General features: G+C 51.7%; 17 protein-coding genes, 1 tRNA gene and 1 pseudogene. 4 read left to right on the top strand and 15 right to left on the bottom strand.

Translation table 11 applies throughout. The features are described from left to right. Positions 1–130: 130 nt before the first annotated feature. Both ACHZB8_RS18485 and ACHZB8_RS18480 read right to left on the bottom strand, forming a co-directional pair. Positions 131–1,294: a D-alanyl-D-alanine carboxypeptidase family protein gene (locus tag ACHZB8_RS18485; RefSeq protein ID WP_316862484.1), complete on the bottom strand. Its 1,164-nt coding sequence runs from the start codon at positions 1,292–1,294 to the stop codon at positions 131–133. 212 nt (positions 1,295–1,506) lie between these two features. Then, the gene (locus ACHZB8_RS18480; protein WP_316862483.1) at positions 1,507–2,703 is read right to left on the bottom strand and encodes a septal ring lytic transglycosylase RlpA family protein; all 1,197 of its coding nucleotides are present in this window, start codon (positions 2,701–2,703) and stop codon (positions 1,507–1,509) included. 426 nt (positions 2,704–3,129) lie between these two features. Here ACHZB8_RS18480 and ACHZB8_RS18475 point away from each other — a divergent pair. Next, a tRNA-Ser gene (locus tag ACHZB8_RS18475) sits at positions 3,130–3,217 on the top strand. 113 nt (positions 3,218–3,330) lie between these two features. Here the strand turns inward: ACHZB8_RS18475 and ACHZB8_RS18470 are convergent. From ACHZB8_RS18470 to ACHZB8_RS18410, 13 genes and pseudogenes are all read right to left on the bottom strand, one after another. Next, positions 3,331–3,816: an HlyD family efflux transporter periplasmic adaptor subunit gene (locus ACHZB8_RS18470; RefSeq protein ID WP_316862482.1), complete on the bottom strand. Its 486-nt coding sequence runs from the start codon at positions 3,814–3,816 to the stop codon at positions 3,331–3,333. A 69-nt stretch (positions 3,817–3,885) separates the two neighbouring features. Continuing rightward, positions 3,886–4,677 carry a biotin/lipoyl-binding protein gene (locus ACHZB8_RS18465; RefSeq protein ID WP_316862481.1) on the bottom strand — a complete coding sequence of 264 codons (792 nt, stop codon included), beginning with the start codon at positions 4,675–4,677 and terminating at the stop codon, positions 3,886–3,888. A gap of 20 nt (positions 4,678–4,697) precedes the next feature. Beyond that, the gene (locus ACHZB8_RS18460; RefSeq protein WP_316862480.1) at positions 4,698–6,425 is read right to left on the bottom strand and encodes a type I secretion system permease/ATPase; all 1,728 of its coding nucleotides are present in this window, start codon (positions 6,423–6,425) and stop codon (positions 4,698–4,700) included. Between the two features lie 17 nt (positions 6,426–6,442). Next, complete coding sequence (locus ACHZB8_RS18455; protein WP_316862479.1) at positions 6,443–8,956, bottom strand: calcium-binding protein; 2,514 nt, start codon at positions 8,954–8,956, stop codon at positions 6,443–6,445. 227 nt (positions 8,957–9,183) lie between these two features. Beyond that, on the bottom strand, positions 9,184–9,585 hold the full coding sequence (locus tag ACHZB8_RS18450) for a hypothetical protein (RefSeq protein WP_316862477.1): 402 nt from the start codon (positions 9,583–9,585) through the stop codon (positions 9,184–9,186). Further along, complete coding sequence (locus tag ACHZB8_RS18445; RefSeq protein ID WP_316862475.1) at positions 9,582–10,310, bottom strand: hypothetical protein; 729 nt, start codon at positions 10,308–10,310, stop codon at positions 9,582–9,584. The genes ACHZB8_RS18450 and ACHZB8_RS18445 overlap by 4 nt, the downstream gene beginning before the upstream one ends. 39 nt (positions 10,311–10,349) lie before the next feature. After that, positions 10,350–10,838, bottom strand: a complete 489-nt coding sequence (locus tag ACHZB8_RS18440; RefSeq protein ID WP_316862473.1) for a toxin-activating lysine-acyltransferase — start codon at positions 10,836–10,838, stop codon at positions 10,350–10,352. Between the two features lie 810 nt (positions 10,839–11,648). Beyond that, positions 11,649–12,143, bottom strand: coding sequence for a hypothetical protein (locus ACHZB8_RS18435; protein ID WP_316862811.1), 495 nt, complete (start codon positions 12,141–12,143; stop codon positions 11,649–11,651). Positions 12,144–12,203: 60 nt separating this feature from the next. After that, positions 12,204–12,350, bottom strand: a pseudogene (locus tag ACHZB8_RS18430) (AlpA family phage regulatory protein); the annotation flags it as partial. Between the two features lie 248 nt (positions 12,351–12,598). Then, complete coding sequence (locus ACHZB8_RS18425; protein ID WP_316862471.1) at positions 12,599–13,867, bottom strand: integrase arm-type DNA-binding domain-containing protein; 1,269 nt, start codon at positions 13,865–13,867, stop codon at positions 12,599–12,601. A 407-nt stretch (positions 13,868–14,274) separates the two neighbouring features. Further along, on the bottom strand, positions 14,275–18,273 hold the full coding sequence (locus tag ACHZB8_RS18420) for a translocation/assembly module TamB domain-containing protein (RefSeq protein WP_316862470.1): 3,999 nt from the start codon (positions 18,271–18,273) through the stop codon (positions 14,275–14,277). Positions 18,274–18,404: 131 nt separating this feature from the next. After that, positions 18,405–20,366, bottom strand: coding sequence for an autotransporter assembly complex family protein (locus tag ACHZB8_RS18415; RefSeq protein ID WP_316862469.1), 1,962 nt, complete (start codon positions 20,364–20,366; stop codon positions 18,405–18,407). 396 nt (positions 20,367–20,762) lie between these two features. After that, positions 20,763–21,455: a GntR family transcriptional regulator gene (locus tag ACHZB8_RS18410; protein ID WP_316862468.1), complete on the bottom strand. Its 693-nt coding sequence runs from the start codon at positions 21,453–21,455 to the stop codon at positions 20,763–20,765. 674 nt (positions 21,456–22,129) lie between these two features. On the opposite strand from ACHZB8_RS18410, the gene ACHZB8_RS18405 reads away from it, so the two are divergent. From ACHZB8_RS18405 to ACHZB8_RS18395, 3 genes are all read left to right on the top strand, one after another. After that, positions 22,130–23,389, top strand: coding sequence for an ABC transporter substrate-binding protein (locus tag ACHZB8_RS18405; protein ID WP_316862467.1), 1,260 nt, complete (start codon positions 22,130–22,132; stop codon positions 23,387–23,389). Between the two features lie 108 nt (positions 23,390–23,497). Then, positions 23,498–24,451 (top strand): carbohydrate ABC transporter permease, encoded by a 954-nt coding sequence (locus tag ACHZB8_RS18400; protein ID WP_394706227.1) that lies wholly within the window; start codon positions 23,498–23,500, stop codon positions 24,449–24,451. Beyond that, entirely contained in the window at positions 24,448–25,536 is a 1,089-nt protein-coding gene (locus tag ACHZB8_RS18395) for a carbohydrate ABC transporter permease (protein WP_316862464.1), read from the top strand. Before ACHZB8_RS18400 ends, ACHZB8_RS18395 begins: the two co-directional genes overlap by 4 nt. Positions 25,537–25,548: the final 12 nt, after the last annotated feature.

Here is a 25,548-nt window from a genome sequence, read left to right as displayed (position 1 = left end):
GATCGACTCGATTCTGATCGGAAACTATCTGACTGTTACCTGCTTTTGCGATCAAACAGAACAGGAATTTCCATTCTTCGGAAGGCCAGGAGCGCTTGGCGATCCCTTGTCGATCCCTTGCCGTTCACATCTAGAGCCAACCGAGAAGAAGTTCCTTGAGCGCATCAATGGCACGCTGTGTCATGGTTCCTTCATCCACAGCATCGGCCGTAATCAAGGGGGCTTCATAGACGATCTTGTCATCGCTCCACACCTTGAGGGTTGCGACCTCCTGCCCTTCCTTGAGCGGTGCCATGAGCGGGCCCTGATAATAGACACGTGCTTTCATGAGACCTTGCTGAGCGCGTGGCATGAACAGAACGACAGGTTTTGCGCTGACCAGAGTGACTTGCGGTTGCGCGCCGCCATAGACGCTGGCTTGTGCGATTTCCTCACCCGGATCGAAGATGCGTTTCGAGGTGAAAGCTCTGAAACCCCAGTTCATGATCTTGCGGGCTTCTTCTCGCCGTTGCTTTTTGGATGTCATGCCCGTGAGGACAGAAATAAGTCTCTGGTCGTCTCGTTTGGCAGACGCAACCAGGCAATAGCCAGCTGCCTGTGTGTGTCCGGTCTTGAGGCCGTCCGCTCCTTCGGTGAAGCCTAGAATGGGGTTGCGGTTCTGCTGTGTGATACCGTTCCAAGTATATTCTGGAATGGCAAAATAGTGATAGAAATCAGGGTATTCGGTGATGATGTGGCGCGCAAGGATCGCTAGGTCCTTGGCCGTCACATGTTGATCATCGGCTGGCAGGCCCGTCGAATTGACAAAATTGGAGTTGGTCAGGCCGATCTCCTTGGCCCGTTTGTTCATCAACTGCGCGAAAGTGGCCTCGTTGCCGGCCATGCCTTCAGCAACTGCGATACAGGCATCATTGCCTGATTGTACAATGATGCCATGGAGCAATGCGTCAAGTGGTACCAGCGATCCAAGCTTGGCAAACATGGTTGAGCCGCCAGAATTGGCTCCACCATCGCGCCAGGCATGTTCTGAAATATAGAATTCCTCATCCAGTGATAGCTCGCCATTCTTGAGAGCGTGAAATACGACTTCGACCGTCATCAATTTGGCAAGTGAAGCGGGAGGAATAGGATCGTCTTCGCCTTTTGAAAAAAGAACAGCGCCCGAATTGCCGTCAATCAAATAGGCATTTTTGGCTGCGGTTTGGTAAACCTGAGCGTTTGCTGATTGATATGTTGCTAGTGTGGCTGTCACCAGAATCAATAAACGCAAAAGGTAAGAAATTTTCTTAAACATGGTGGTGAGCATCCCTCTCTCCAACCTTACGCAAAAATAATAAGGCCCCTTAAGGCCCAAGAAGTGTGGCGCTTGCAAAGGAAAGGGAGATAGGAAGCGTCCCTGATGCGCCGGTCAACAATTAGGTAGCTTAACGTAACTGATCGCAAAGAAAAAGGAGAGCTTGTTAACTCTCCTTCAAAAATCAGTAAAAATTACAAGATGATCGGTGCTTAACCTCTGGGAATGCCCAGTGTTTGCCTAAGGCTGGTGACATCTTCCCAACTCACCCCTTGCTTGAGTTTGTGAATTGTCAGCGTCTGAGTCCCGTCAGGATTATCCGTAACGTTAAGCGCCGCGATCATTGCGAACTCTATCGCAATGCGTTTCGCATATGCTGGCTGGAAGGTTCCAATCATGTCGCTGCCATCCGCGTTCTGGGGGCGCAAGTTCTGGCTTTTTGCAAACATGGAAGAGATTGCGGTCTGACCCAGAGAGGACTGCTGGCTGGTGGTCGATGCGTAATTGAGCTGGACCGGTGCCATATATCCTGCCAGATGGACGGGGGCCGATTTGGTTGAGCCGATCGCGGTTGTCTGATCATATCCGCTTCCAACCAGATCAATGGGTGCCAAGATCATTGGGCCGGAACCCGCCAGATCTATTGGGCGAGCTGTTGTCTGCTTTGAAGGAGTGCTTCCCATTTGCGGAAGATTGGCAAGCAGATAATTGGATGAGGGTTTGCGCGCCGGTTTTGCGGAAGCCATCATGATGGTTGGGGCTGCGCTGGCTGGAGTTTCCTCCCCTGGCAAAGACTGACGATCATTGCCAATCGGCTGGCCTTTCTCCCTATAGGACGCTTCCAGATATTCCGCGTCATGTCCATCCATGCGAGCCTTGCCAACATATTTTACGCGGACATTTGCAATGCCATCATTGATAAAGCCAAGTTTAACCGCCACGCGTTTTGACAAGTCGATAATTCGGCTGTGAGCAAATGGTCCTCTGTCATTGATGCGAACAATGACGGAGCGGCCATTCTTCAAGTTGGTTACGCGGGCATAGGAGGGCAACGGCAGAGTCGGATGGGCTGCCGTCAGGGTGTTCATGTTGAAAATCTCGCCATTAGCCGTCAGACGGCCATGAAAATCTTCACCATACCAGGATGCTTTGCCCACCTTGTTATAGGATGGCTCGTGCTTAGGCACGTAGGTTCGACCTGCGACCTTGTAGGGTTTGCCGACCTTGTATACGCCACCGCCTTTTCGGAATTCGCTCGTTTTGGTTGCTACCCGTGAGCTTGCGGATACACCATATTTGGGATCATATTTACCAGATGATTTTTTTGAGGTTTGCGAGCAGCCTGCGAGGGCCAGACCTGCCACGCCGACCACCGCGATGATCGCCCCGCCTCTTTTTACTCTGGACATTGTTATTCGCACATCTAAACCCATGACTGGCTAATCCGAACCGGGAATGCGGCCCCGAATTCGCGATAAGTCTTCAAAGACAGTGTTTGAGCGAGTGTTAACCTGAAAAGTCAAGGTTACCGACGCCCGACGAGCAGAAGTCCTTACACTCTAGAGGACATTATTTCAATATTGATGAAATGTAACTTTTTAATCGGAAAAATGCGTCATTTCTGTGTTGGTTGGTGAATGAAAGGTTAAATGCCTCGTTTGGAAGAGGGTTGAGTGGCTCAATTTGCGCCAGATGGTCGCGCAAGGGTTACATCAAAAACTGATTCCTCAAATTCCTTGAGATTTCGGTTTTCAACAGACGGCGAACGAACTGGTGCAAGAAGTCTTGCAATTCAATGGAAATAGCGTCAAAAGGGCGTCCAACCACATGACGCCGGAGGGGTGGCAGAGTGGTCGATTGCGGCGGTCTTGAAAACCGTTGGGCTTCACGGTCCCGGGGGTTCGAATCCCTCCCCCTCCGCCATTTCTTCTTGTATGTTGTTGAAAATAAACGATTTTCAACAACAAGAAGAAACTCTTCCTCCAACTACCCCCCCCTTTTTTATAATTCCGCGATGCCACCAAATCTGAGGCCGTTTAGCTTTTCTGTAGCTTTGATGCTATATTTTGCCTTTCCTTGAGCACATGTTCGATCTGGTCTTTCATTGGTTTGATCAGGTATGAGAGGACGCTTCTGTAGCCGGTTTGTAGATAGGTTTCGACGGGCATGCCGGGGATGAGGGTTTTATCGCCGAGCTTTTTGAGCTCTTCCCCTTTGAAAGATAGGCGCACCAGATAATAGGACTGTCTTGTTGACTCATCTGTGATCTTGTCTGCCGAGATTACATTGAGATTGGCCACGATTTCCGGAGTGGTGCTGCTGTCAAAGGCCGGGAACTTCAAGCGAGCCTCCTGATTGGGCGATAACCTGTCGATATGTGCGGGGCTGACCTGCGCCTCCACAATCAACTTGTCACCGCATGGCACTATGGTCATCGCCGTTTCGCTCGGCGTGATGACCGCACCGATGGTATGCACCGCCAACTGATGCACGATGCCGCTTTGTGGTGAGCGAATGAGCATATGTTTCAGTTGATCGCGAGCGGAGATTTCTTGTTCTTCCAGTTGGGCGATTTTCGAATGGACTTCGCGTTATTGTTCCAGAATATCGGCCTGGCTATCTTCCTTGAGCTGCAGAATGGAGAACTGCTTTTCGCTTACCGCCTGTCGGACCTGGGCGATGGAAGAGACAAATTCCCCATATTCTCCCTCCATTTCCGCTTTCTCGCGTTTGAGCCTATTGAGGGACGACTTGGTCACTAGATCCTTTTCTCTCAGGGTCTCATAGGCAGTAATATCCTCCTGGATTAAGGAGATCTCATCGGCCTTGGCATCCCGTTGCACGATCAATCCATCAATCTGGCTCCTGAGTTGTTTGATCTGCTCCTCCAGCTGACTTTTCCGTCCCATGAGAGATTTCTGCCGCGAGGCCATCAAACGGGCGTGCCCCTGACGGATTTCAATCAATTCGGAACTACCAAAAGCGACATCTTCGATGGTGGGGAATTTGATCTTCGGCTTGCCGTCGCGTTCTGCCAAAAGACGCGCGGCTTGCACGCGCAGTTCGGCCAGCTGCTTGGTGACAATCGCCAGATTAGCCTGGGTCAGGGTGTCATCAAGACGAATGAGAATATCTCCCGCTTCGACGTGATCCCCTTCCTTGACCAATATGTCCTTCACAATCCCACCTTCGTGATGCTGTACCCGCTTGGTATTGCCTTCCACCACGATCGAGCCACTGGCCACCACGGCGCTGGAGATTTCTGCAAGGCTGGCCCAGATGAACAAGCCACCAATGATGCCAAGGCCAAGGATGAGGGCGATGAGGAAGTGCTTTCTCAGTTCGCCGCGTAATGAGAGGTCCGTTGTCTCTGCGATTGTCATTCTTTATGCCACTCCCGCCCTCACGCAACGCCCTGTGTCTTTACCGGAGCCAGGACCTTAGACAGGACCTCATTCTTGGGACCGAAAGCCTTCATCTTCCCCTCATCGAGGCACAGCACCATATCGACTGCTACCAGAGCACTGGGCCGATGGGCAATGACGATAACGATGGAGCCCTTTTCCTTCATGGCGATAAGAGCCCGGCCGAGGGCCGCTTCCCCTTGACTGTCAAGGTTGGAGTTGGGTTCATCCAGCACGATGAGGAAAGGATTGCCATAAAGGGCCCGGGCGAGAGCGATCCGCTGCTTCTGGCCGCCAGAGAGGGCAAAGCCTGAGGCTCCGATCTGTGTGTTGTAGCCTTCTGGCAAATGACTGATCATGTCATGAAGGTCTGCCAGTTGCGCCGCCTCGATAATGGTATTCGGGTCGGCATCTTTGCTGAATCGGGAGATATTCTCCGCCACCGTGCCATCGAAGATCTGAACATCCTGCGGCAGGAAGCCGATGATGCGGCTATGTTGATCCTCCGACCAGTGGGCAAGCTCCGAGCCATCCAGCCGGACAGAGCCAGCAAGGGCCGGGTTCACTCCGACGAGGGTCTTTGCGAGGGTTGACTTGCCCGATCCAGAGGGGCCGATGATGCCAAGCCCCTGCCCGGCTTCAAGATCGAGCGAGACCCCTTGCACGACCGGCTTTCTGACACCAACCGGCGCACAGCTCATCTGCTCTACGCTCAGAGCCTTTTCCGGCAGAGGCAGTTCCATCTGAACCATATGATTAGGCATCTTGCCCAGTATGTCACTCAGGCGAGCATAGGCCTGTCTTGCGGAGACAAAGCCGCGCCACTGGCTGACGGCGATCTCGATCGGTGACAAGGCCCGGGAGATCATGATGGAGCCCGCAATCATTACCCCGCCGCTGACTTCCTGACGAATGGTCAGCCAGGCGCCAAAGCCGAGCATGGCCGACTGCAGGATGAAGCGAATGGTTTTGGTGAGAACAGAAAAGAGGGTCGTCCGGTCCGCCGCATATCTCTGTTTGCTCAAATAGCCGCTATTTTTCTCTTTCCAGCGCATCTGCAGGGCACCGACCATGCCCATGGCCTTGACCGCCTCACTATTGTTCCGTGCCGCATCAACCATCATCTGTCTGGTTGACGCCTCGGCGGTTGCTTCCCTTGTTGGCCCCTTTGACGTCCATTCATTAAGCCCGATCAGCAGGCAGATCAAAAGCCCACCGCACAAGCCTACGAGCCCAAGGATCGGATGGAACAGATAGACGATCAGCAGATAGAAGGGCATCCAAGGGGTATCACACAAGGCCGATGGCCCCGGGCCGGACAGGAACTGACGGACCGTATCAAGATCATGCACCGGGCGAAGCTTCGCAGCCTTGGGGCCGATCAGCACCGGCGCCGCCGTTGAGATCCTGAAGACATCATCGGAGAGCTTTGTGTCAACATATTGCCCTGTGCGTAGCAGGATCCGGCTACGCAAGAGATCCAGCAGGCCATAGAAGCAATAGAGCGAGAAGGCCAGCACCGCCAGCACAACCAGCGTCGGCACCGAACCACTGGACAGTACCCGGTCATAGACCTGCAGCATGAATATTGGCCCGGTCAGCATCAGCAGATTGAGAATGGTGCTGATCCCGGCCACGCCCAGCCAGATACCGCCGGTCTGACGAAAGAAGCCGACGGCCCCGCCACGAGGGCCGGACCGCCGGTTATTGTTATTTGCACTCAACACAGGAGACACCCTCTTCCTCACGCAAAGCGGAAGTCATCCTGATGAAGGTCAGCTACAGACACATCCCTAAGAAGGATCGAATTGTCCGCGTCAATCGTGAGCAACACGTCCGACCCCTGATCGGCTGCTACAGCCAAAACCGACGCATAGTCACTGAGGCTCACAACATTGCTAAGATCAATCACATCATCTGTACCGGCACCGGCAATAAAGTCCTCAATAGAGTCATTGCCATCTCCATCGGCAAAGACAAACGTGTCATTGCCAGCATCGCCATAGAGATAGTCATCACCACCCTTGCCGTTGAGGATGTCATCACCAGCCCCGCCGGAAAGGCCATTCCAGTCATCGTTGGCAACGAGCGTGTCATTATAGTCGGAACCTACAATCACCTCGATATCGACATAACTGTCGCCAGCGGCCTCACCTGTATTGTTGGCAGGATCGGATAGATCGACGGTCACGGCTTCTGTCGCATTCCAGTAGCCAGCCGTATCCCAACCCTCGCCGCCATTCAGCACATCGGCACCAAGGCCACCAACGAGCCAATCATCCCCGCCAAGGGCGCTAATCTCATCGGCCCCAGACGTTCCGACCAGTTCTTCGCCAGCAGAGGTGCCTGCTAGAATTTCCAGTGGAGTTGCACCCTGGAACTCAGTACCACTTCGTGTCCAGATCGTGCCATCATCAAAGACGATCTGTTCGACGCCGTAATAATTATTGTAATACTGTTTGGTGACGGCGATTGACCCACCATCTGGCATGGTAATGACAAGTGCATCGTCGCTTCTGTGGAACAAGCTAACTTCGCCAGGTGTTACACCATGCAAGGTGATGGTGTCGGAGTAGCTGGAGCTAGAATCGCGGTCCTCGATCACATCATGACCATCGCCCAGAGAATAGACATAGGTGTCCGAGCCGGTGCCGCCATCAAGACTGTCATCGCCAAGACCCCCAGTGATTACATCCTTGTCATAGGATCCTTCAATCGCGTCGTCACCATCAGTTGATATATCAGAGAGATAACGGTTGAGGATGTCTGTGCGATCCCAGATCGTACCGTCATCAAAGGTGATCTGCTCCACGCCATATTGGCTACCATAGAGCTGCCTATAGACCGTAATGGTGCCTCCATCAGACATGGTGATGACAAGAGAGTTGCTGTTACCGCGAGAAAGAGCAATTTCTTCCGCGGTCATGCCATGAAGAATGATCTGATCGATGACACCGGAGCTATAGTCCTTGTCCGTGATAACGTCATTGCCATCTCCAAGGGTGTAGACATAACTGTCAGCTCCGTCTCCTCCATTGAGAGCGTCATCACCTCCATTACCAATGAGTGTGTCGCTCCAGTTTCCAGATGCCCCGGCAAGGCTATTGGCCCCATCGTCACCTTCGAGGGTAAAGGCCTCGGACTGGATTTTGTCTCGATCCCACTTGCTTCCGTTGGCAAAGCGGATTTCTTCGATGCCGTAGTGGCTGCTGGTCGACGAGAACTGATCGTCAACAGTGATTATTTCACCTGTCTCGATAATTAAGATCTGAAGCTGCCCGCTTGAACGGCTCAGTTCGATTTCATCTGGATTGATGTCGATGAATTGGAGAATGTCTTTGTAGGAACTGGACCCGTTTTGATCGTCAATCAGATCTGATCCGTCGCCCTTGGCATAGAAGTAGATATCATTACCGGATTTACCGATCAGCGTATCGTCACCAAGTTCTCCAGAAATGCCATCATCGTCACTCGTTCCGGTGAGAGTATCAATGCCATCAGTGCCCGGAAGTGTTATACCCGAACCTGTATTGACCATTTCGTTGATGTCAAAGCGATCCAAGGTCGTTCCATCATCAAAGGCAATCTGCTCAATACCATATCCGGTAGCGTCACTGAACTGCTTGGTGATTGTGATGGTGACCCCATCGGGCATAGTTATGAGCAAGGCATAATCGCTGCCATGCTGAAGGGTGACTTCATTCGCGGAAACGCCACGCAACTCAAGTATATCCATGTCGGAAGAGCTGTTGACTTCATCAATGATGATGTCGTTGCCATCACCCAAATTGTAGATGTAAGTATCAGATCCCTTCAATCCATCAACAACGTCATCGCCTAGCCCTGCGGTGATGGTGTCATCCCGATAAGAACCTGAGACATTATCATTGGTATCTGATGTCACATCTGAGAAATAGCGTGCAAAAATCTCATCTGACGTCCAGATTGTTCCATCATCAAACTCGATCTCTTCAACACCATTGGAAATCCGCGAGAGCTGATCGATTAGCTTAATTGTTCCCCCATCAGGTAGCTGAATGATAAGGGCTTTGTCACCAGCTTTGGAAGCAACCTCGTCATCAAAGATGCTTTCAATGATATATTTCTCTGCAGCTTTCCAATATGCTTCGTCAACTCCATTCCCGCTTCTAGCATATTGCAGTAGAACCAGAAGCGGCATGCTGTGGCGGTCACCCTCGCCAATATTGACTTGATCGGAGAGTTCAATTTCGCTGTCAACTTCGCTTTCACCGACCAATTGACGGACATATTGTAGAACCTCATCAGTTACAGCTGCCGTGTGGATTCCAGTAAAATTAGGCCGTGGTGGTGTCCAATCGCTTCCGTAAATGAATTCTCGCAAACCGAAATTAGGTAAATTTTGATAGCCCATTCCTGAAGTGCAAGCCACATACGCATTTTGGGCTGCGTTCTCAAACGGCATATGATCGAAGCAATATGCCTTTTCTCCGTAAATCGACGCTACTAATCCTGCCAACCCCCTCCGAGAGAGTGGCCGGTTAGGACAATTTCTTTTCCAGCATATGCAGGATCGTTTTTTATGGTTTGATATAGTTGGATTGCCATAGTCGCTTGTTGGCCTCGAACAGAGCCTTTTCCAACACCCCATCCGTTCCAAATATCTCCATTGAAGAATGCATCAGCTCCAGAATCATCAGTTAGCACCTCATCCGTTTCACGATAAGATATTACAATTTCGTTTCCTGTGTCATAGACAGTGGCCTCGAAATTTGCTTCTTGAAATCCTTGTGGCAGATCTATTGCAATTTCGGTTACAACCGCGTCAAGTTCGTTCAATTTAGGATTGCTTCCTCTATAGTACGCGTCAAAAACTAAAAGAGCATACGAGATACTAGAGTTTGTCATTTTTGAATTCTCCGGAAATATCCATATAAAACTATCGCGGGAAAGGAGGGGGTTGTCGAAGGAGCTTCTTTTATCAAGCTATGTTCAGTATCGTCGGTCAGCCATTTCAATTGCTTTTTTATTCCTGACGAAATTGGAGCTGTGGTGATGGTTGCCTGAGCAGAAAGAAAACGAACTCCTTGTCCGAAAACGCTTTCTGGGTGCCTAGGAAATACCCGCTCTACAGAGGCCGGGTCTGCTCTATCTTTGAAGTGAACCATCAGGGGCAAATCCTTGAGTGCTATTACGCAAGTGCCTTTAATCTCACCAATGGCACGCACGTATTCTGCCCACGAAAGCCGCTGTTGCATCTGATAAAGGTCGCACGCTTCCTTCAGTAGCATGTCAAATCCTCCTTTTACAGAATGCGTAAAAATGCCTTCATCAGTTGGACTTGCCATAAGGATGTAAATTGAACCACGTTCGGGGAGGTTAATAGAAATTGCCTCTCCATAAACGCGCCAAATCATCTGCGCACTTTCTAGAATTGGAGGTATTCGACGGACGACTAGCTTCTGCACTCCGTGGCCAGATATTGGCACTCCATTCACTTCAAAGGTCACTTCGAGGCGATAGTAAATCTCACGCCTCGGAATATAAAAATCTGCGAAGAACTGTATTCCGACGTAGAGAACAACAAGCACTAACCCAATGCGGAGAAGCCATTTTCTTGTGCGATAAGACATACTTGTGCTTTCTATCTAGCTCTGGACATGAAGATTATACTAAACCTCAAACTCCACCCTTTTGCCGCCCTGTGCTTCACGGGCCTTATCAATGAGAGATTTCCGAACCGCTTCCGGTCCCACGGTCAGCACAAGCCAAGGTATGTCGCCACTTGTCCAGTCTTGCGGAGCCAGTCTCAGAGGGGCACCTGCTTCCTTTTGAGCTTTCAGTTTTGCGTCGACTTCTTCAGATACCTTGGCCCAAAGAGCTAACCCTAGCGGTATGGTCGCTCCTGTTTCCTCACCGTCTTTGTTCTTCACCTTACCCCGCAAGGTCATGAACTGATTTGCCATAATCGCAGGCGCTACCAACCATTCCAGATCTCCGAGGCTGGCGTGGAGCCATTTTGGGTCCCATGCCAATAACATAACTGCTTCACCGACACTGGCGTGAATTGTGGCAAGGAGCATCTGCGGGGAAGGTGCTTCTCTCTTTTCAATTTTCATAATTTCTGGTTGAGTATCGCTTTGATCGTGGATTGCAGTCATTACTAAGGCCAGTTAGGATAAAATCTGATGTAGAATTGTTGCTAATTATCTGATATGTTTGAAACTTAGCATCTTTCTGCCAATTTCAATTTGTTTCAGTTTGGACAATTTCGATCAGCGTGTCATGACTAAAATTACAATTTCAGATAGGTTTAATTTTGAATGGCAAGCTCAATCGTCTAACCAGTTCAATTTTAGATAGAATTTTCTTGGGGAAAGTGGATTGTAAGAATAGCTCACCAGGGGTTGTTGTCTGAGAGCAACACCAATTTTCCTCGATCGAGTCCATAATCGCTTCGATGGACTCTGATGCAAAAAAATAGTTGCATCTTCTCTGGACTGACATTTTGGGAGGGAACCGGCAGTTTGGACCATCAGGCTCCTGCCGCGATAGGCCTCACTTGTGTTATTTGACCGCTATCGCCGGATAGCCGTGCGCGCGCTCCTTTCTGCGTTAAGGGATGCTAATTCAATTGGAATCCTGAGATTATTCTTTTCGGGATGACGTTTGGATTGTTTGTTGCCGCGGACCTTGATTCGATTGGTCTGCTGAGAGGGATGGATAAACTGCATGGGTTTTTCCTTTTGAATTCCGCCTTTCTAAAAATGCGACTACCCCGCCGGTCTGCGATGTGAATGGTTCCAGAGATTTGATGCCCCCTTCCTATTGGGGCGTTGATTTTTGCCGTTCTGGATATGGTAATTAAGGATGTCTCGAAAATGATGACGTCCGAGCCATAGATTATGCCCTAAACCTCATCATTTTTATGATTGCCTGTCTTCGTTTTGAAGACGTGGAATTTATCGACGTCATAAATCTGAAGATGTGACGTCTTGCTTTTTGCGATGGGGTTTTGGTTTCCCGTTTCTGCCGTGCGGGTTGTTGGCTCTGGCAATCTTGACGGGGAAGTCAGAGCCCACTGTCCAGGTCTTGTAGAGTTTTCGCCCTGCTGGGTTATCCAGCTTGTTGCAAGCGAGCTCTGTCAGTTCATACATGGCACCGCGAGCCGCTCCGTTGACGCCAAGACATGGTGTTTCTGTTTGGACGATAAAGCCTTTGGCTTGCAGATCATGGAAGGCTTTCGCTGCCGTGTTGTCGCTAACGCCTAGTCTCTGCGCGGCCTGCCGGACGCTTAGGCAAATGCGCCCGTTGTTATTGTTGTTGGGCCCGCGCCATTCGAGCTTGAGCCAGGGATAGAGCGCTTGTGCCGTGGGAGAAAGAGCCCGCCAAGCGGGTTCCTCCATCATCGAGCGGATCAGTTTTGTCCAATGCTCGGACTTGGTTTCTTTTCCCGGTTTCGGCATTTGATCACCCCTTCCTGCTAAGGGTGGTTTCATCGCGTTTTGCGCTTGTTGCCAGCAAAGGATCTCACTTTCAGCCCAAGCAACGGCTCGGATGCCTAGTTTAATCGGCTTGGGGAATCGGTTCTCTTTCATCGCTTCATAGATTGCGCTTCTGCGCAGACCAACCCTGATTTCAACATCTGGAAGGCGTAGGAACTTTTCGGTCATAACCGTTTCTCCTTGGTTTGTGATGTAACGGGGAAAACGGTAGTGGACGATTTGAGTTGGTTGATAAGTTCTCGAAAATTTTTGATTTTGAGAGAGGCTGTAAATATCATTTGCAATGAAATTTATCTAACTAGCTGACTTTGTGTTCAAAAATCGATTCGTGTTGAAAATTCTAAAATTATCAAAAGGCTGCAAGCACAGCACTATTTGCTGTTTTGCGGTTTTCCAGCCTTGTGGTCTTCATGAAATCAATGCGAACTGGTTGGGCTTCTACGGGGCACGACAGAGCCTGAAACTTCTTTGCCCATTAGGAACTGCGACCAAGCATCCAGCACGGCGCGACGTCTTTGCAACATGTCGGATCGGCGATAAGCGCGTTCGACTTCCGAGCCAACTTTGTGGGCAAGGCTAATCTCTGCCAGGTCACGTTCATAGCCTCTTTCTGCCGCCCAGTCTCTGAAGCTGGAGCGCAGACCATGGGGCACTGCTGGGCGCTTTGAACGTGGATCTAGCCAGCCAGTGTTGCCCTTCTCGGTTTCTGCCTGATGCATGCGGCGCATGACGGCTGAAAGTGACATGTCGGACATTTGCCCACCCTTCGGCGCGAAAAAGACGTAAGGGGAATTCTCCATCGTCGGTAGACTCTTGAGAAGCTTTACTGCTGCGTTGGGAAGCGGAACGCGATGTTCCTTGGCTGCCTTCATTCGGGTTGCTGGAATGATCCAGACAGGACCATCTTTGGCTTTGAGATCAATCTCGTCCCATGTTGCACCTCTGACTTCTCCAGATCGTGCGAGCGTAAGAGAGAGAAACTGAAGCGCTGAAGCTGCCATGCCTTGCCGTTGATTGAGCGCGTCCCACCAAGCGGGAATGTCAGCCAAAGCGATAGCAGGTTGGTTTCCTGTCTTTGCCACCTTGGATGGCTTGGGCAGGATCTCGGATAGATTGCCTTTCCATCGCGCAGGATTTTCCCCCTCGCGATATCCGGCAACAGTCGCCCAAGACAAAACGCTTTCGATGCGTCCGCGCAGCCGAGAGGCAGTTTCAGTCTTTTCTTCCCAAATTGGCTCAAGCACGCGAAGGACATCGGGCAAGCGTATGGATTTGACATCCATCTTGCCCAGAACCGGAACAGCATAACTCTCCAGCGTCGAGCGCCATTGCTTTTTGTGTTTGTCGTTGCGGAATTCTTTCTCTTTGGCTGCGAGATATTTGTCTACGGCATCAGAGAAGGTGATGGTGCCTTTCTTGGCCTGTTTGTCAGTGAGAGGATCGCCGCCATTATAGACGCTGCGCTTGTTCTCGAAGGCTTTGTCCCGCGCTTCCGCCAATGTGACGATGGGAAAGCTGCCGAGCCCTAATTCACGCCTTTTGCCGTGAATGGTAATCCGCTGGATCCAGAATTTGGCTCCGCTTTTATCATCGCGAAGAAAGAGGCCTGTACCGGACTTGTCGTGGTATTTTCCGGGCTCTTTGACCGAACGAACAAACACCGCTGAAAGTTTGGATCCTAACATTTTTCCCCACAATCCTTCCCCCAATTAGACGCGTATGGGACAGTATCTTGGTGGAAGGTTATGGAGCTAAGAAGAAAATTAAAGCAATGAAATCAATGATAAAAATGGACGTCGACGAATTTCAACGGAAACTGTTATGGCAGCCTCCCCCTCCGCCATTTCCTATTGTAATTTGTTGAAACCAAATGGTTTTGAAAGAATTTCCCATATTTCTCGCCAGCTTCCGCGCTGGGTATTTGGGGGGGGATTTTCTATTGGCTGATCCAAGGCGGTTTGGGTCGGGCAAGGATGGCTGCGTTGGGAATGGGGGGGGGATTCATGCGGCATGGGACTGGAGTTTCTTCAGGTTTCATCCAGATCAAAGGCAGCTCTTGAAGCTTCAAGCAGATGGATTGGGGCCTTGCCGCTCAATAGTCTCTTTCAAAGAAGATCCCGGCTTTTGAGTCTCCGTCAGTTGCGGTTTCTCCGTGGGCCTTAATCTGGTCGGTAATATCGATGTCTATGCTGATCTTGCCCGCGTCACTTGCTGTGCTTTTTTCGATATTGATGTAAGTCCGATTGTTGATATAGCGCCCGACACCGACGGTTGTTTCGTTGGTCTTGTCGTCCGACTTGATATCGATATTGTCGATGCCCGCCATATTGCGCAATCGGTCCAGGACTCCGGGGCCGGAATTGGCTCCGCTCAAGGTGGCTACAGCATTTGCCAGTTGGGCTAGCTGGAGCGGCGACAGGTCCGATAGGCTCTTGTCAAAGAACAGATTGGCAAGAATTTCGTCTTCCGGCATGCTCGGTGAAGAAGAAAGAGCAATTTCGGGTGCCGAGGCGTAGCCACTGACTGTAACCGTGTATGTTGTGCCGCTATTTGTGGAGGTGGCTTCAAAATTGAGGCTCGGATCAAGTGTTCCGGCAAAGGAAACGGTGCCATTGTCAAAGTCGAGCCGCTTGGTCAGGATTTCCATTCGGCCTCTTTGCATGGAGATGTTGCCCAGGGGTCTGGGATCTGCGGTCGTGCCCCCTACCCTGATGGTTCCGCCAAGCTCGGCATCGATTCCGCGCCCGCGTACATAGATACTGCGTGGTGCATTGATAACGAGCTGAAGATCCATTGCCGGTCCGGCGCTTTTGTCACTGGTCTCCTTCGGGGCGTATTTTTTGGCCAACTCGGCGACGCGTCCTTCCGCATTCTTGTGCGAGACTTCTATCGGAGTGAGGGAGGCTGGCAGTTTTTCCGGGATCATGATTTCAGTCGTTGCCACATCGACGCGTCCCGTGATCACCGAGTCGCCTGTCAGTGGGCCTTTCAGCGACATGGTTGCATCAAACAGGCTTGTCAGGATCTCTTCATATTTGAAGTCTGCATTCTTGATATTGACGCTTATGTCTGCGGGCATGCCGGCATTGGCATCAAGCCCGATCGTGCCGTTGACTGCGAGTGTTCCGTCCTTTCCGAGCTTGCCGGTGATATTCTGGATGGACGCCTGCTGGCCCGTCAGTTCAACAGTGCCGCCGAGATCCCGCAATATGATACCCGATGAGATTTCTGAAAAGCGTGCTCCTTTGGTCGTGATCTTTCCGTTAATCAAGGGAGCGGAAAATGTTCCGGTGATGTTGGCAGAAAGATCGGCGTCGCCAGCCAACTGAAGACCGGCATCTGCAAGGGTTCTTGCCGCCAGTGAGAATGGCACCGTACCGTTGGCAGCGATGTTCAGTCTCTGTGTGGCCAGAGCAATGGAGCCATCAATAACAAGATTCGACCCGCCACCCGAGAGATGGTTTTTCATGGTGAGCGCATCTTTTTGATATTGGCCAGATGTCTTGATGGCGAGATTGGGCAGGCCTGCGTCACGTGTTGATTTGGCTGAAAGCCCATCAAGCGCACCCTCCCAATTGGCGACAGGGCTGGAGGATGAGCCGGTTATGTGGGCATTCAGGTTCAACTGACCCAAGGGTGCCTCTCCGCTCGGAGCGATCTTTTCGGCTATGGATATCGGCAAGTCTTTGATCCCGACCCTGAGATCAATGGCGTCTCCGGCCGATCCCGACAGGGTGACCGTTCCCCTGTCCAGAGAGAGGCGAAGAGGCGTGTCAAAATTTGCACCATTTGTCAAATCCAGTTCTGCCGGGGCCAGCAATGCAAGATCAATGGCGCGCCAGTTGGCGGCAAAATGATCAAGGGTCAACAGGGTCTTGCTTTCTGACTGGACAAGACGGCCTGTAAGTTTCAAGGGCTGACGGGCAAGGTTTGCGGTGACTGAGAATGGCAGGTTGCCATTTTTACCTTTTATCTCAGCCTTGAGAGTGCGGACGGTTTCGCCTGATGCCGACAATCGATCAAGTGCAAGGCTGCTGTTCATGTCCATCGCACCCAGTGCATCATCGATCCGGGTCAGAAGCTTGAGAGACGATAGAGACATCCCATTTGTCGACAGCTCGTGGATTGTGGCATTGATCAGAACCGACTGATTGCCATTGTCATGGGAAAGATTGATATCTGCGTTGAGAGAGCCTTTGAGATCCGGTTGCAACAGCAGTGGCCCGAAAGCGCCAAAGTCTTTGACGGAAGCGTTTAGCTGGCCTGCCGCCAACCCATCCGGGGCGAGTGTGACAGCTCCGGTGATGAGCGCTCCGGGGGCCGTCAGGTCGAGGGTCTTGATCGAATAGCTGCCGTCCTCGTTGCTGACCAGCCTGATGGAACTGCTTATCTCTGCTCCATCATAGAGGGCAGACATGGTAAGGCTCGCCTCGGGAGCTGTGCTTGCGACAATATCCAGCTTGAGGTTTTCGATTGCCTTTTGGTAGACGGATAGAGAGGCACCACCCAGAGCGAGAGTGATTTGGGGGGCGGTTGCTGGTCCCTCAAGTTTGAATGTGCCATTCAGCGACCCGGTAAGCTCCGGGTTGACCGGTTGCAGATCCGATAGCGCGAGGGAGCCGTTTATCTCCATGGATCTGGGGGTGTAGCTGCCCTTGGCCTTAAGGCTTGCGAGCCCCATGATAATCTTCGCATCGGCAAGCTCGATGCTGCTGCCTTCAAGGACGCTATCAATCTCGGCGAACTTGTCGCCCTTGAGAATTGCGTCAATTGGGTCCGATCCCGTTGACAGGTTGGTGATGGAAACTGAGGTGTTGATCCTGCCTTTCCGAGACATGAGATCAAGGGCGGGTGCGGTGACCGACAGAGCTGTCCTTTCAACGACCAACGCGTCTTGTGCCAGACTGTCAATCGAGCCGTTGAGCGTTAAGGCTGCCTTGTTCAGCTGTCCTGCCAGATGACCGTTCAAAGCCACATGGCCCAGCCGCAAGGATGCAGATTCCTGCTGCTGAATTTCAATTTCGGTTCCCTTCTCCCCCAAATCGAAAGTCATTGCCATATCAAGGCTGCTGTTTCGATTGTCGATAAAGCCATTGCCCGTCAATTTGGCAAGGCCCGAGACGAAGGAAACCTGCTTCAGCTCGATAACGTCCTTGGCGGATTGTTCGACCAGCAGATCAAGATTGCTGGTGCCAGCAACAAGCGGGAGAACGGATTGCGGCAGAAACGGCGACAGCCTGCCTAGCAGTTTGGCTTCAACACGGGAGGTCTTGTCGCTGAGGGCGACGACGACTTGCCCTTCAACTGTGGGCTTGGCATCAAGCTTGATTGCGAGGTCCGAGCGCCAGTTGCTTGCCGGGCCATCACCATTGAGTGTGATGTCGATGGCTGGCAGATCGGCAATGTCGATGAGGCGTGCCAGAAGGCCGCCGCGGGGTTCGGAAAAGGACAGGTTCAGTTTCTGGCGGTTCTGCTCTGGCGCGATATTCCAACTCGCAGACAGGCTGCCTTTGTCTTGCTCCAGATGCAGCAGACTGAGTGTTCCCGTGGCTGAAAGCGGGCGTCCGGTCAGTGTCATCTGCCCTGAAAGGGACAGGGTGGCTTCTTTGCCGAGCAGGGTCTGGCCCAGGAAAATCTTTTTGACGGAAAGGGATCCGATGCGTGCGCCAAGGGCCGGAAGGTTCGGGACGAGACTGCCGGAACTCGTCGTATCGGTGTTTTCGGTTGCTGCGGCGCTGGTGCGTGGTGCACGGATGATATTGAGTTCGGAAAGATGAAAATGATCAACGGACAGATTGAGGCTGAATAGATCCGTGAGCGAGTAATGGCCATCCACCCCCTTGGCTTCCAGCCAAATTCCGTCCTTGTCCGCCAGCGTGATTGCACTGATCCGAATGTCGCCGAGAACGCTTTCCAGTCCCGAGATCTCGATTTTCTGTTCCTTGCTGCTGGCGACGGAATTGACCAGGTTGGCCAGCATGGACAGCCCGGTGCCAGTCGAGAGCATGGCGCCCCCAAGCAAGAGAAGCACCAGAATGACGAAGAACAGGCCATAAAGGCTTTTGGCAAACAGGGAAGGAATGGACTTCATCGAGGCCTCATGAGCGGGCAAATGGACTGCATGCGACGGGCAGATGATTCTGCTGCGCTATCGTGCTCCCGGAATAAGGCAGGATCACAGATTGAAACATGTTTTTTTCGCGCCAGAAATAATCCGCTCTGTCAGAATGCCTGCCCCAGACCGATATAGACACCATAGCCGGGCTGATCCTTGATTTCCTTGAGCGGAATGGCAACATCAAGACGCAAGGGTCCGATTGGCGTCAGGTAGCGAATTCCTGCCCCAACGCCGGTGTACCATTCTTGATTGAATTTCGGTGCTGCACTGTTGAATGTGTTGCCGGTATCAACAAAGGCTGCAAGGCCGATGGTGTCTGTGATCTTGATACGCCCTTCAAGCGAAGCCGTGACGTAAGAGCGGCCACCTGTCGGGGCATTGTCTGAATCTCTGGGGCCAACCATCTGGTAGGAGTAGCCGCGAATGCTTCCCCCGCCTCCAGTGAAGAAACGGCGGTCGGTTGGAATGTCGCTTTTTGATGCGCCGAGAATGGAGCCAGCGGAGAGCTTGCCTGCCAGCACGAAGCGTTTTGCCTTGTCGAGGGCCTGATAGGCAGACAGGGTTGCGCTTGTCTTGACGAAGCTTACGGAAGCATCGGAGTTGATTGTCGGCTCGGTAGCAAGAAGCAGATAGAAGCCTTTGGTCGGGTCCAGTTTGCTGTCACGCTTGTCATATTCAAGCTCGATCGGGGTTGAGAATAGCAAATTGGAGTCTGTCCCCGAACTGTCCGTGATGCGGGCAAATTCGGCTTTGAAACTGGTGCTTGTCGAAAGGGCGTCCGTCCACTGATAGCTCAGGCCAATCTGGCCACTGACAGAGCGTTTTTCGAATGCATCGGAATTGGTCGACTCGGTCGCAAGCTTGGACGTGAATTTGCTGGCAGGCCCAATGATGCCAGGTTTGGCGAAGATGATGGCGGCATTATAGTCGAGGTCCTTGATGTCGTCCTGCCCGATGTTGCCAACAGAGCCTTCAACCCTCAGGCTTTCTGCGCCACCAAACAGATTTCGGTGTACCCAATAGCCTTCAATGCCGACACCATCGAGGTTGCCCATGGTAACGCCTGCACCGATGGTCCGGAACTTGCGTTCCTTCACAGAAATCTCGATGGGAAGGCTGCCATCTGCAACTATCGCGCTTGCCGGTTTGATGATCACGCTATCGAAAACGTTAAGGACCCTGAGATTACGGTTGGCTTTGGCAATGGCTTGTGGATGATAGATTTCGCCTTGTGGGATGTTGGCCTGCTGAATGATGAAATCGGAATCGACATTTTTGTTGCCGGTGACTGTCACCTGTCCAAATCTTGCGATGGGGCCCTGACTAACCCGCATTGTGACATCCAGTGTTCCGGTCTTGTGGTCTGCTTCCAGGGCGCGCTTGTCGATTTGGGCGAGCGCATAGCCCTTTTCGTGATAGTCCGCCAGAATCTCGGTTTCGGCGTCGAGAATGAGTTGGGAATAGGCCGGCTTGCCGGGCTCGATGCCATATTGGTTCAAGTCGAGTGCTGTCCCGTCAGCAAGGGAAGCATCGGGCTTGGAGAAGGTGAATATATCACCGGCGGTGACTGCAATATCGATCGTTACCGGCTCGGAACCCCTGAGATTTTTGTCGAGCGCAATTTTGTCGTAGCGGACGCCATTGACCATGATGTCAACCGTGCCGCCATAAAAACCCTGCTGATAGAGGGCCGCAATCAGTCGCTTCTGGTCACTATTTGCGCGGAGCAACAGGCCTGAAGTGCCTGAGGCTGGCTCTTCCTGCTTTTCAATCAGCAAGGAAGCGGCCTCAAATGTCTCGGTGAGCTCTTCATCCGAACTGCTCAGATTGACCTTGTAACTGATGGGATCGGGTATGTCTGCGGTTGGCTTGGTCTCTGACACTTTCTTGATGCCATCGGAACTGAAAGAATAACCGAACAGATCAAAGGCATTGGCCTCGGAGGAAAGTGTGAAAAAGATGCAGGAGACTGCCAGCCCCATGATTGCCAGCGCACAACGCCGCCGCGCATCGCGATCCTCGGCGCGAGGCAAATGTCTGATTTGATATGGCAGCCAAGACAGCAAAATGACAAACTCCAAACTCGATCACATTTTTTGGCTCAGTTAGCTAATCACAGCTTAATGGCCTTTGCCAAATAAATCGTTTCCTGCTTCCCAAGATAGTATCTGGTCAACGGAAATCCAATAACATATGGACGTTTCATCACAAAGACTTGAAGCGGAAAAAACCAATAAATGGAACAGCAAATTGGTTATGGAAACAGTGGGAAAACAAGCATGTTAACGTCCGGGGCTCAAAGGCTGGTATAAAAGGCCACATTCAGATGCTCATTTGCCTGTTTTTCCTCAATTGGTGCCTTGAGGGCTTGAGGGGTGGATAATGTGCAATGGGCATCAAACCCGGCTTTTGAAGCATGTCGACTGTTTGCTGCAAGGGGAAGGCTGTATTTTTGCTCGCTTCTATTCGATGAAATAGGATCCGTATTTTTGAACGATCATTGGCAGATCGTTCAAAACAGCGCGTAGATGGGTGCGCATTTCGGACTCGGCCCGGTCGGGATCGTGATTGGCGATGGCCGCAACGATTGTCTTGTGCTGAATACCCAGGGCGGAAGACGGCAACTCGCTCAATGACAAAAAGCTCACTCTGTCCATCAGCGCCTTCTGCGATTCAATGACATTCCATGCATGGGGCATTTTTGCGCCAATTGCCAAAGCCTTGTGGAACTGATCGTCCAGCTCCATGAAAACGGACGACTCTTCGGCGTCTTCACTTTCCTGCTTCTTGAGGATTGCGTTCAGGTCTTCGATCTGGCCTGCGCTCAGCAAACGAGCGGCGTTGCGCACGACATCAGCCTCTATCGCTTCTCGAACCGCCTGAATCTGGATGACCTTGGAGATCGAGATTTGCGGCACGCAGCTGCCACTCTTGGGGCGGACTTCGAGCATGCCCTGATCTGACAGGCGAATGAAGGTTTCCCTCACCGGCTGGCGAGAAACATTGAGGGCTTCGGCTACGCCAGCCTCTGAGACGCGTCTTCCCGGCTTCAGGTATGTTCGGATAATGGCATTCCTCAGCTTTCTGAGGATTTGTGGACCGATCGGTCTAGAGAAATCTACAGGACCCAAGAAATCAAGATTGTTTTCGGTCATCCGACGTGCCTTTGTTCGACTATGAGGCCTGTCGGCATGCGAACAAATGCACCCATAGAATTTTGAAACTATATTACCATACCACGATAGATTTGGAATGAGAAGAGAGTTCCTGTCAGTTTTTTGACTTAATCGATGGCATGCAATTCATGGTTCAAGTCTTGTAACGTTACAGTATTGACGCTTGAAACCGGGGAGGATTGAGCGTGGAAACGCATGTCAAAGGAGCCCGTTTGTTCTGAAAAGCGTATAGAGATTGAGGGTAGAGTGTATTGTTCGGGAGCCGTTGATGCGTTCTGTCCTGATTCTCGAAACCATGGTATCGGGCCAATTTGAGCCTTTAACTCCCTAAAATTTGCTGATTTTTCCGATTTCAGAACGATCCTGACGATGCGTGTATTCCGTCTGACGTCTCTTCCCTTGGTGGTAGATTTGTCGTTCATGGCGCAAATCACAGAAAATTTCGATTCTCGGCATTTATCTTTTGTCCGGTTCCAAGGACCTGATTCCATTTATAAATATCCAAATGTTGCGATATGAAAAAATTTTGTTCATCTCGATTTGGCTTTGTTCTGTGCACTTCAGAGAATCTAGTAACCAACAGGTCGTTGACACCATTAATTAGTATGGTAGATTATTTTTCAATTCAATTCCGTTTTCATGGGAGGATGAACATGAAGCACAGCAGTTTTAAACTGAGTGCAGCTATATTTGCTGTTGGTGTTTGCGCTTTCAGTTCGCTGGCAAGCGCTCAGGAAATTACCATTCAAGCCCTCGATAAGAATTTTCAGCCGATTGTCGATGATTTCATGGCTGCCAATCCGGGCACCAAAGTGAATCTCGAGGTCGTGAGTTATCAATCCATAGCGGAGAGTCTCCCCGTTCAGCTCGCCTCGGGTGAAGGGCCTGACATTTCGCTGGTAACGGATCTGGGTGGGTTGTCTAAATATTATCTCGATATTCGGCCTTATGTTGACAACGCCTATTTTGAAACGCAGTTCGGGCAAGTTCTCAACTGGCTTCGTGGCAAGGACGGAGATCCGAAGGCAATTTATGGTTTGCCGGACTCCATCACGGTTAATGGTGGCTTCGTCAATGTGACCCTGTTCGAGCAGGCAGGGATCGACCTGCCGAAAGAAGGAGCAACCTGGGAAGAATGGGGCAAAGCCGCCAAGGCAGTGGCCAAGGCAACCAACACCGACTTCCCGATGGAAATGGACCGGTCCGGTCATCGTTTTGCGTCCATGGCTATCTCTTATGGGGCTAAGCTTGTCGATGACGAGGGAATGCCGGTAATTGATGATGGTCTGCGCAAAGCGATCGAGCAATTTGTAGAATGGCATCGCGATGGCACCATGCCTATGGATCTTTGGGGCGCAGTCGGTGGGTCGACCATGCGGGATCAGTTTGACGATTTCGTCAATGCGGCTGCGGTCTTCTATTTTGGCGGGTCCTGGCAGCTGCGTCGCCTCGACAGTGAAGTTGGCGACTTCTTCGAATTCAAGGTTGTTGATGCGCCTTGCGGCGGGTCTTCCTGCACGGTCATGCCGGGTGGCGGCGCATATGCAGGGTTCAAACACACCAAAGAACCTGAGCTTGTCGGCAAGTTCCTCGCCTTTGCAGCGGAAGACGTCAATCTGCGCCGTCTGATCGCCTCGGCTGTCAATATTCCGACCGCCAAGTCCATGATCGATAGCGGCATCGAATATCCCGGTGTTTCCGCGAAGGTTCAGGAAGGTCTTTCCACCTTTATCCGTCAGATCCCGAAAATGGCACCGGCGGCCTACAATTTCCAGGGCTGGGCGTTCGAACGGGCGATGATGAATGCCCTCACAACGCGGATCAGCCAGGTGCTCAATAACGAAATGGATGTTGATACCGCCCTTGAGCGCATCGATCAGGACGTTCGTCTCGCCATTGAGGCCGCAAAATAGGGCATTGCGACAACCAAAGGGCGGCACGAGGCTCGAATTGTGGTGCCGCCCAACTTTGAGGGAGGTGATATCGTGGCAAGTGAAGCGATTTCAAGAACGCTCGGTACGGTGGCCAGCTTACCTGCCCGCGCGGTTGGACCATTCTGGAAATGGGCTCAGCGGCGTTTGGGATTGAAAAAACTGCCCTGGCTGTTTCTGACCCCTAACCTGCTCAGCGTCATCTGTTTTTCTCTACTCCCCGTAATCATCAACATTATCTATTCCGTTACGGGAAGCGACAATCTTTATCTTCAGGACCGCAGATTTATCGGTTCAGACAATTACTCAACCCTGATGGATTGCCAAAACTATCTAGACGCGTCCAGCTGTTCGCGCGATCTGTTCTGGCGTTCCTTGGGCAACCTGCTGATGTTTGTGCCCTTGCAGGTGATCTTCATGATGGGCATTGCGCTGGTTACTGCCGTCGCGCTCAATGGCAAGATCAAGGCGCGCGGTTTCTTCCGCGGCGTATTCTTCTTTCCCGTGATGCTGTCGCCGGTCGTGGTTGCCATGACATGGCAGTGGATCCTTCAGCGCAATGGCCTGTTAAATGGTATTCTCGGGTTTTTCGGTGCAGAAAAATTCAGCTGGCTTGCCGATAGCAATTGGGCATTTTTCTGGGTGATTTTCGTGACCGTCTGGGCTCACTCGGGCTTCTTCATGATCATTCTGCTGGCCGGGCTGCAATCCATTCCGGGCGATGTCTATGAAGCGGCGAAAATGGACAAGGCCTCTGCCTGGCGGGTCTTTTCAAAGATCACCGTGCCAATGTTGCGGCCTGTGCTGCTGGTGGTGTTCATTCTTGCCGTTATCCGCTCTGTCCAGACCTTTGACGAAATCTACGTTTTGACCGGTGGTGGACCGGGTTCGGCTACCATGCTTCTGGTTCAATATATCTATGAAACCGGCTTTGCTGCGCAGCCGCGCAACTATGGTCTTGCTGCTGCTGCATCTCTGCTTCTTGGTGCTGCTTTGCTGATCTTCACGATGATCCAGATGAAAATTTCGGGAGGCAAGAAATGACTGACACAGCATCCCAGACAAACGGTCCGAACCTTGTTCGCTTTCTGACCAGAAAGCAGGGCGGGATCAAAATGACATGGGCCGACCGGGTGACCTATGGCTACTTGCTTCTTGGCGTGTTTGTCATGCTCTTGCCCGTCCTTTGGGTATTCATTTCCAGCTTCAAGGAACCGGCGAACTTGTCTGAATATCCGCCGACCCTGATGCCTGTCACCATGGAAAAGGTTGAGGTCGAGGGATACAAGACCCCCCTGCCCCTGTTCGAGGTTGTTCAGGAAGACGGGTCTGTCAAAGTGATGGCACAGATCCGCCGGGTGGGCATTCGGGCCCAGATGGTGGATCCCGAAAATCCGGGTGCCGGGCGCGTTACGATTGATGTCAAGAAAGCCACTCCTGTCAGAAAATTCCATTTGGCTATCGAGAATTACGAGGAGCTACTGGACAGTTCTGGCGGCAATATCTGGCTCAATATCTATAACTCGGCCTTTATCACCATTGTTGCCACTCTGATCACTCTGGTGATGAACTCAATGGCTGCCTTTGCCCTGTCCAAATATCAGTTCAAGGGGTCGACGGTTGCTCTTATTGCGATCATTGCAACGCTGATGGTGCCGCCTACGGTCATTCTGGTGCCAACCTATCTGATCGTTTCGCAAGTTGGGCTGGTCAATAGCCTCTGGGGCGTCATTCTGCCCGCAGTGGCAACGCCGACCGGGGTCTTTCTGTTGCGGCAATATATGCTGACAATTCCGGACGAATTGCTCGAAGCTGCGCGCATGGACCATGCTTCGGAATGGCAGATCTATTACCGGATCGTTCTGCCGCTCTCCACCCCTGCCCTTGCAGTGGTTGCGGTCTTCTCGGTCATGAGCCGCTGGAACGATTTCCTGTTGCCGTTGATCGTGCTTAACCGTCCGGAAGTTCACACCCTTCAATTGGCGCTTGCCGGTTTCCAGAATGAAAACGGGATCGTTTGGCATTTGCTGTTGGCCATGACCACGCTCACGGCCCTGCCTCTCGCCTTCGCATTCCTGTTCCTGCAACGCTATATCACCGCCGGCATTGCCTCGACGGGCGTTAAATAAGTGAGATCAGTA

Source organism: uncultured Cohaesibacter sp. (assembly GCF_963556055.3).
GTDB lineage: Bacteria > Pseudomonadota > Alphaproteobacteria > Rhizobiales > Cohaesibacteraceae > Cohaesibacter.
This window is presented reverse-complemented; position numbering and strand designations above follow the sequence as displayed.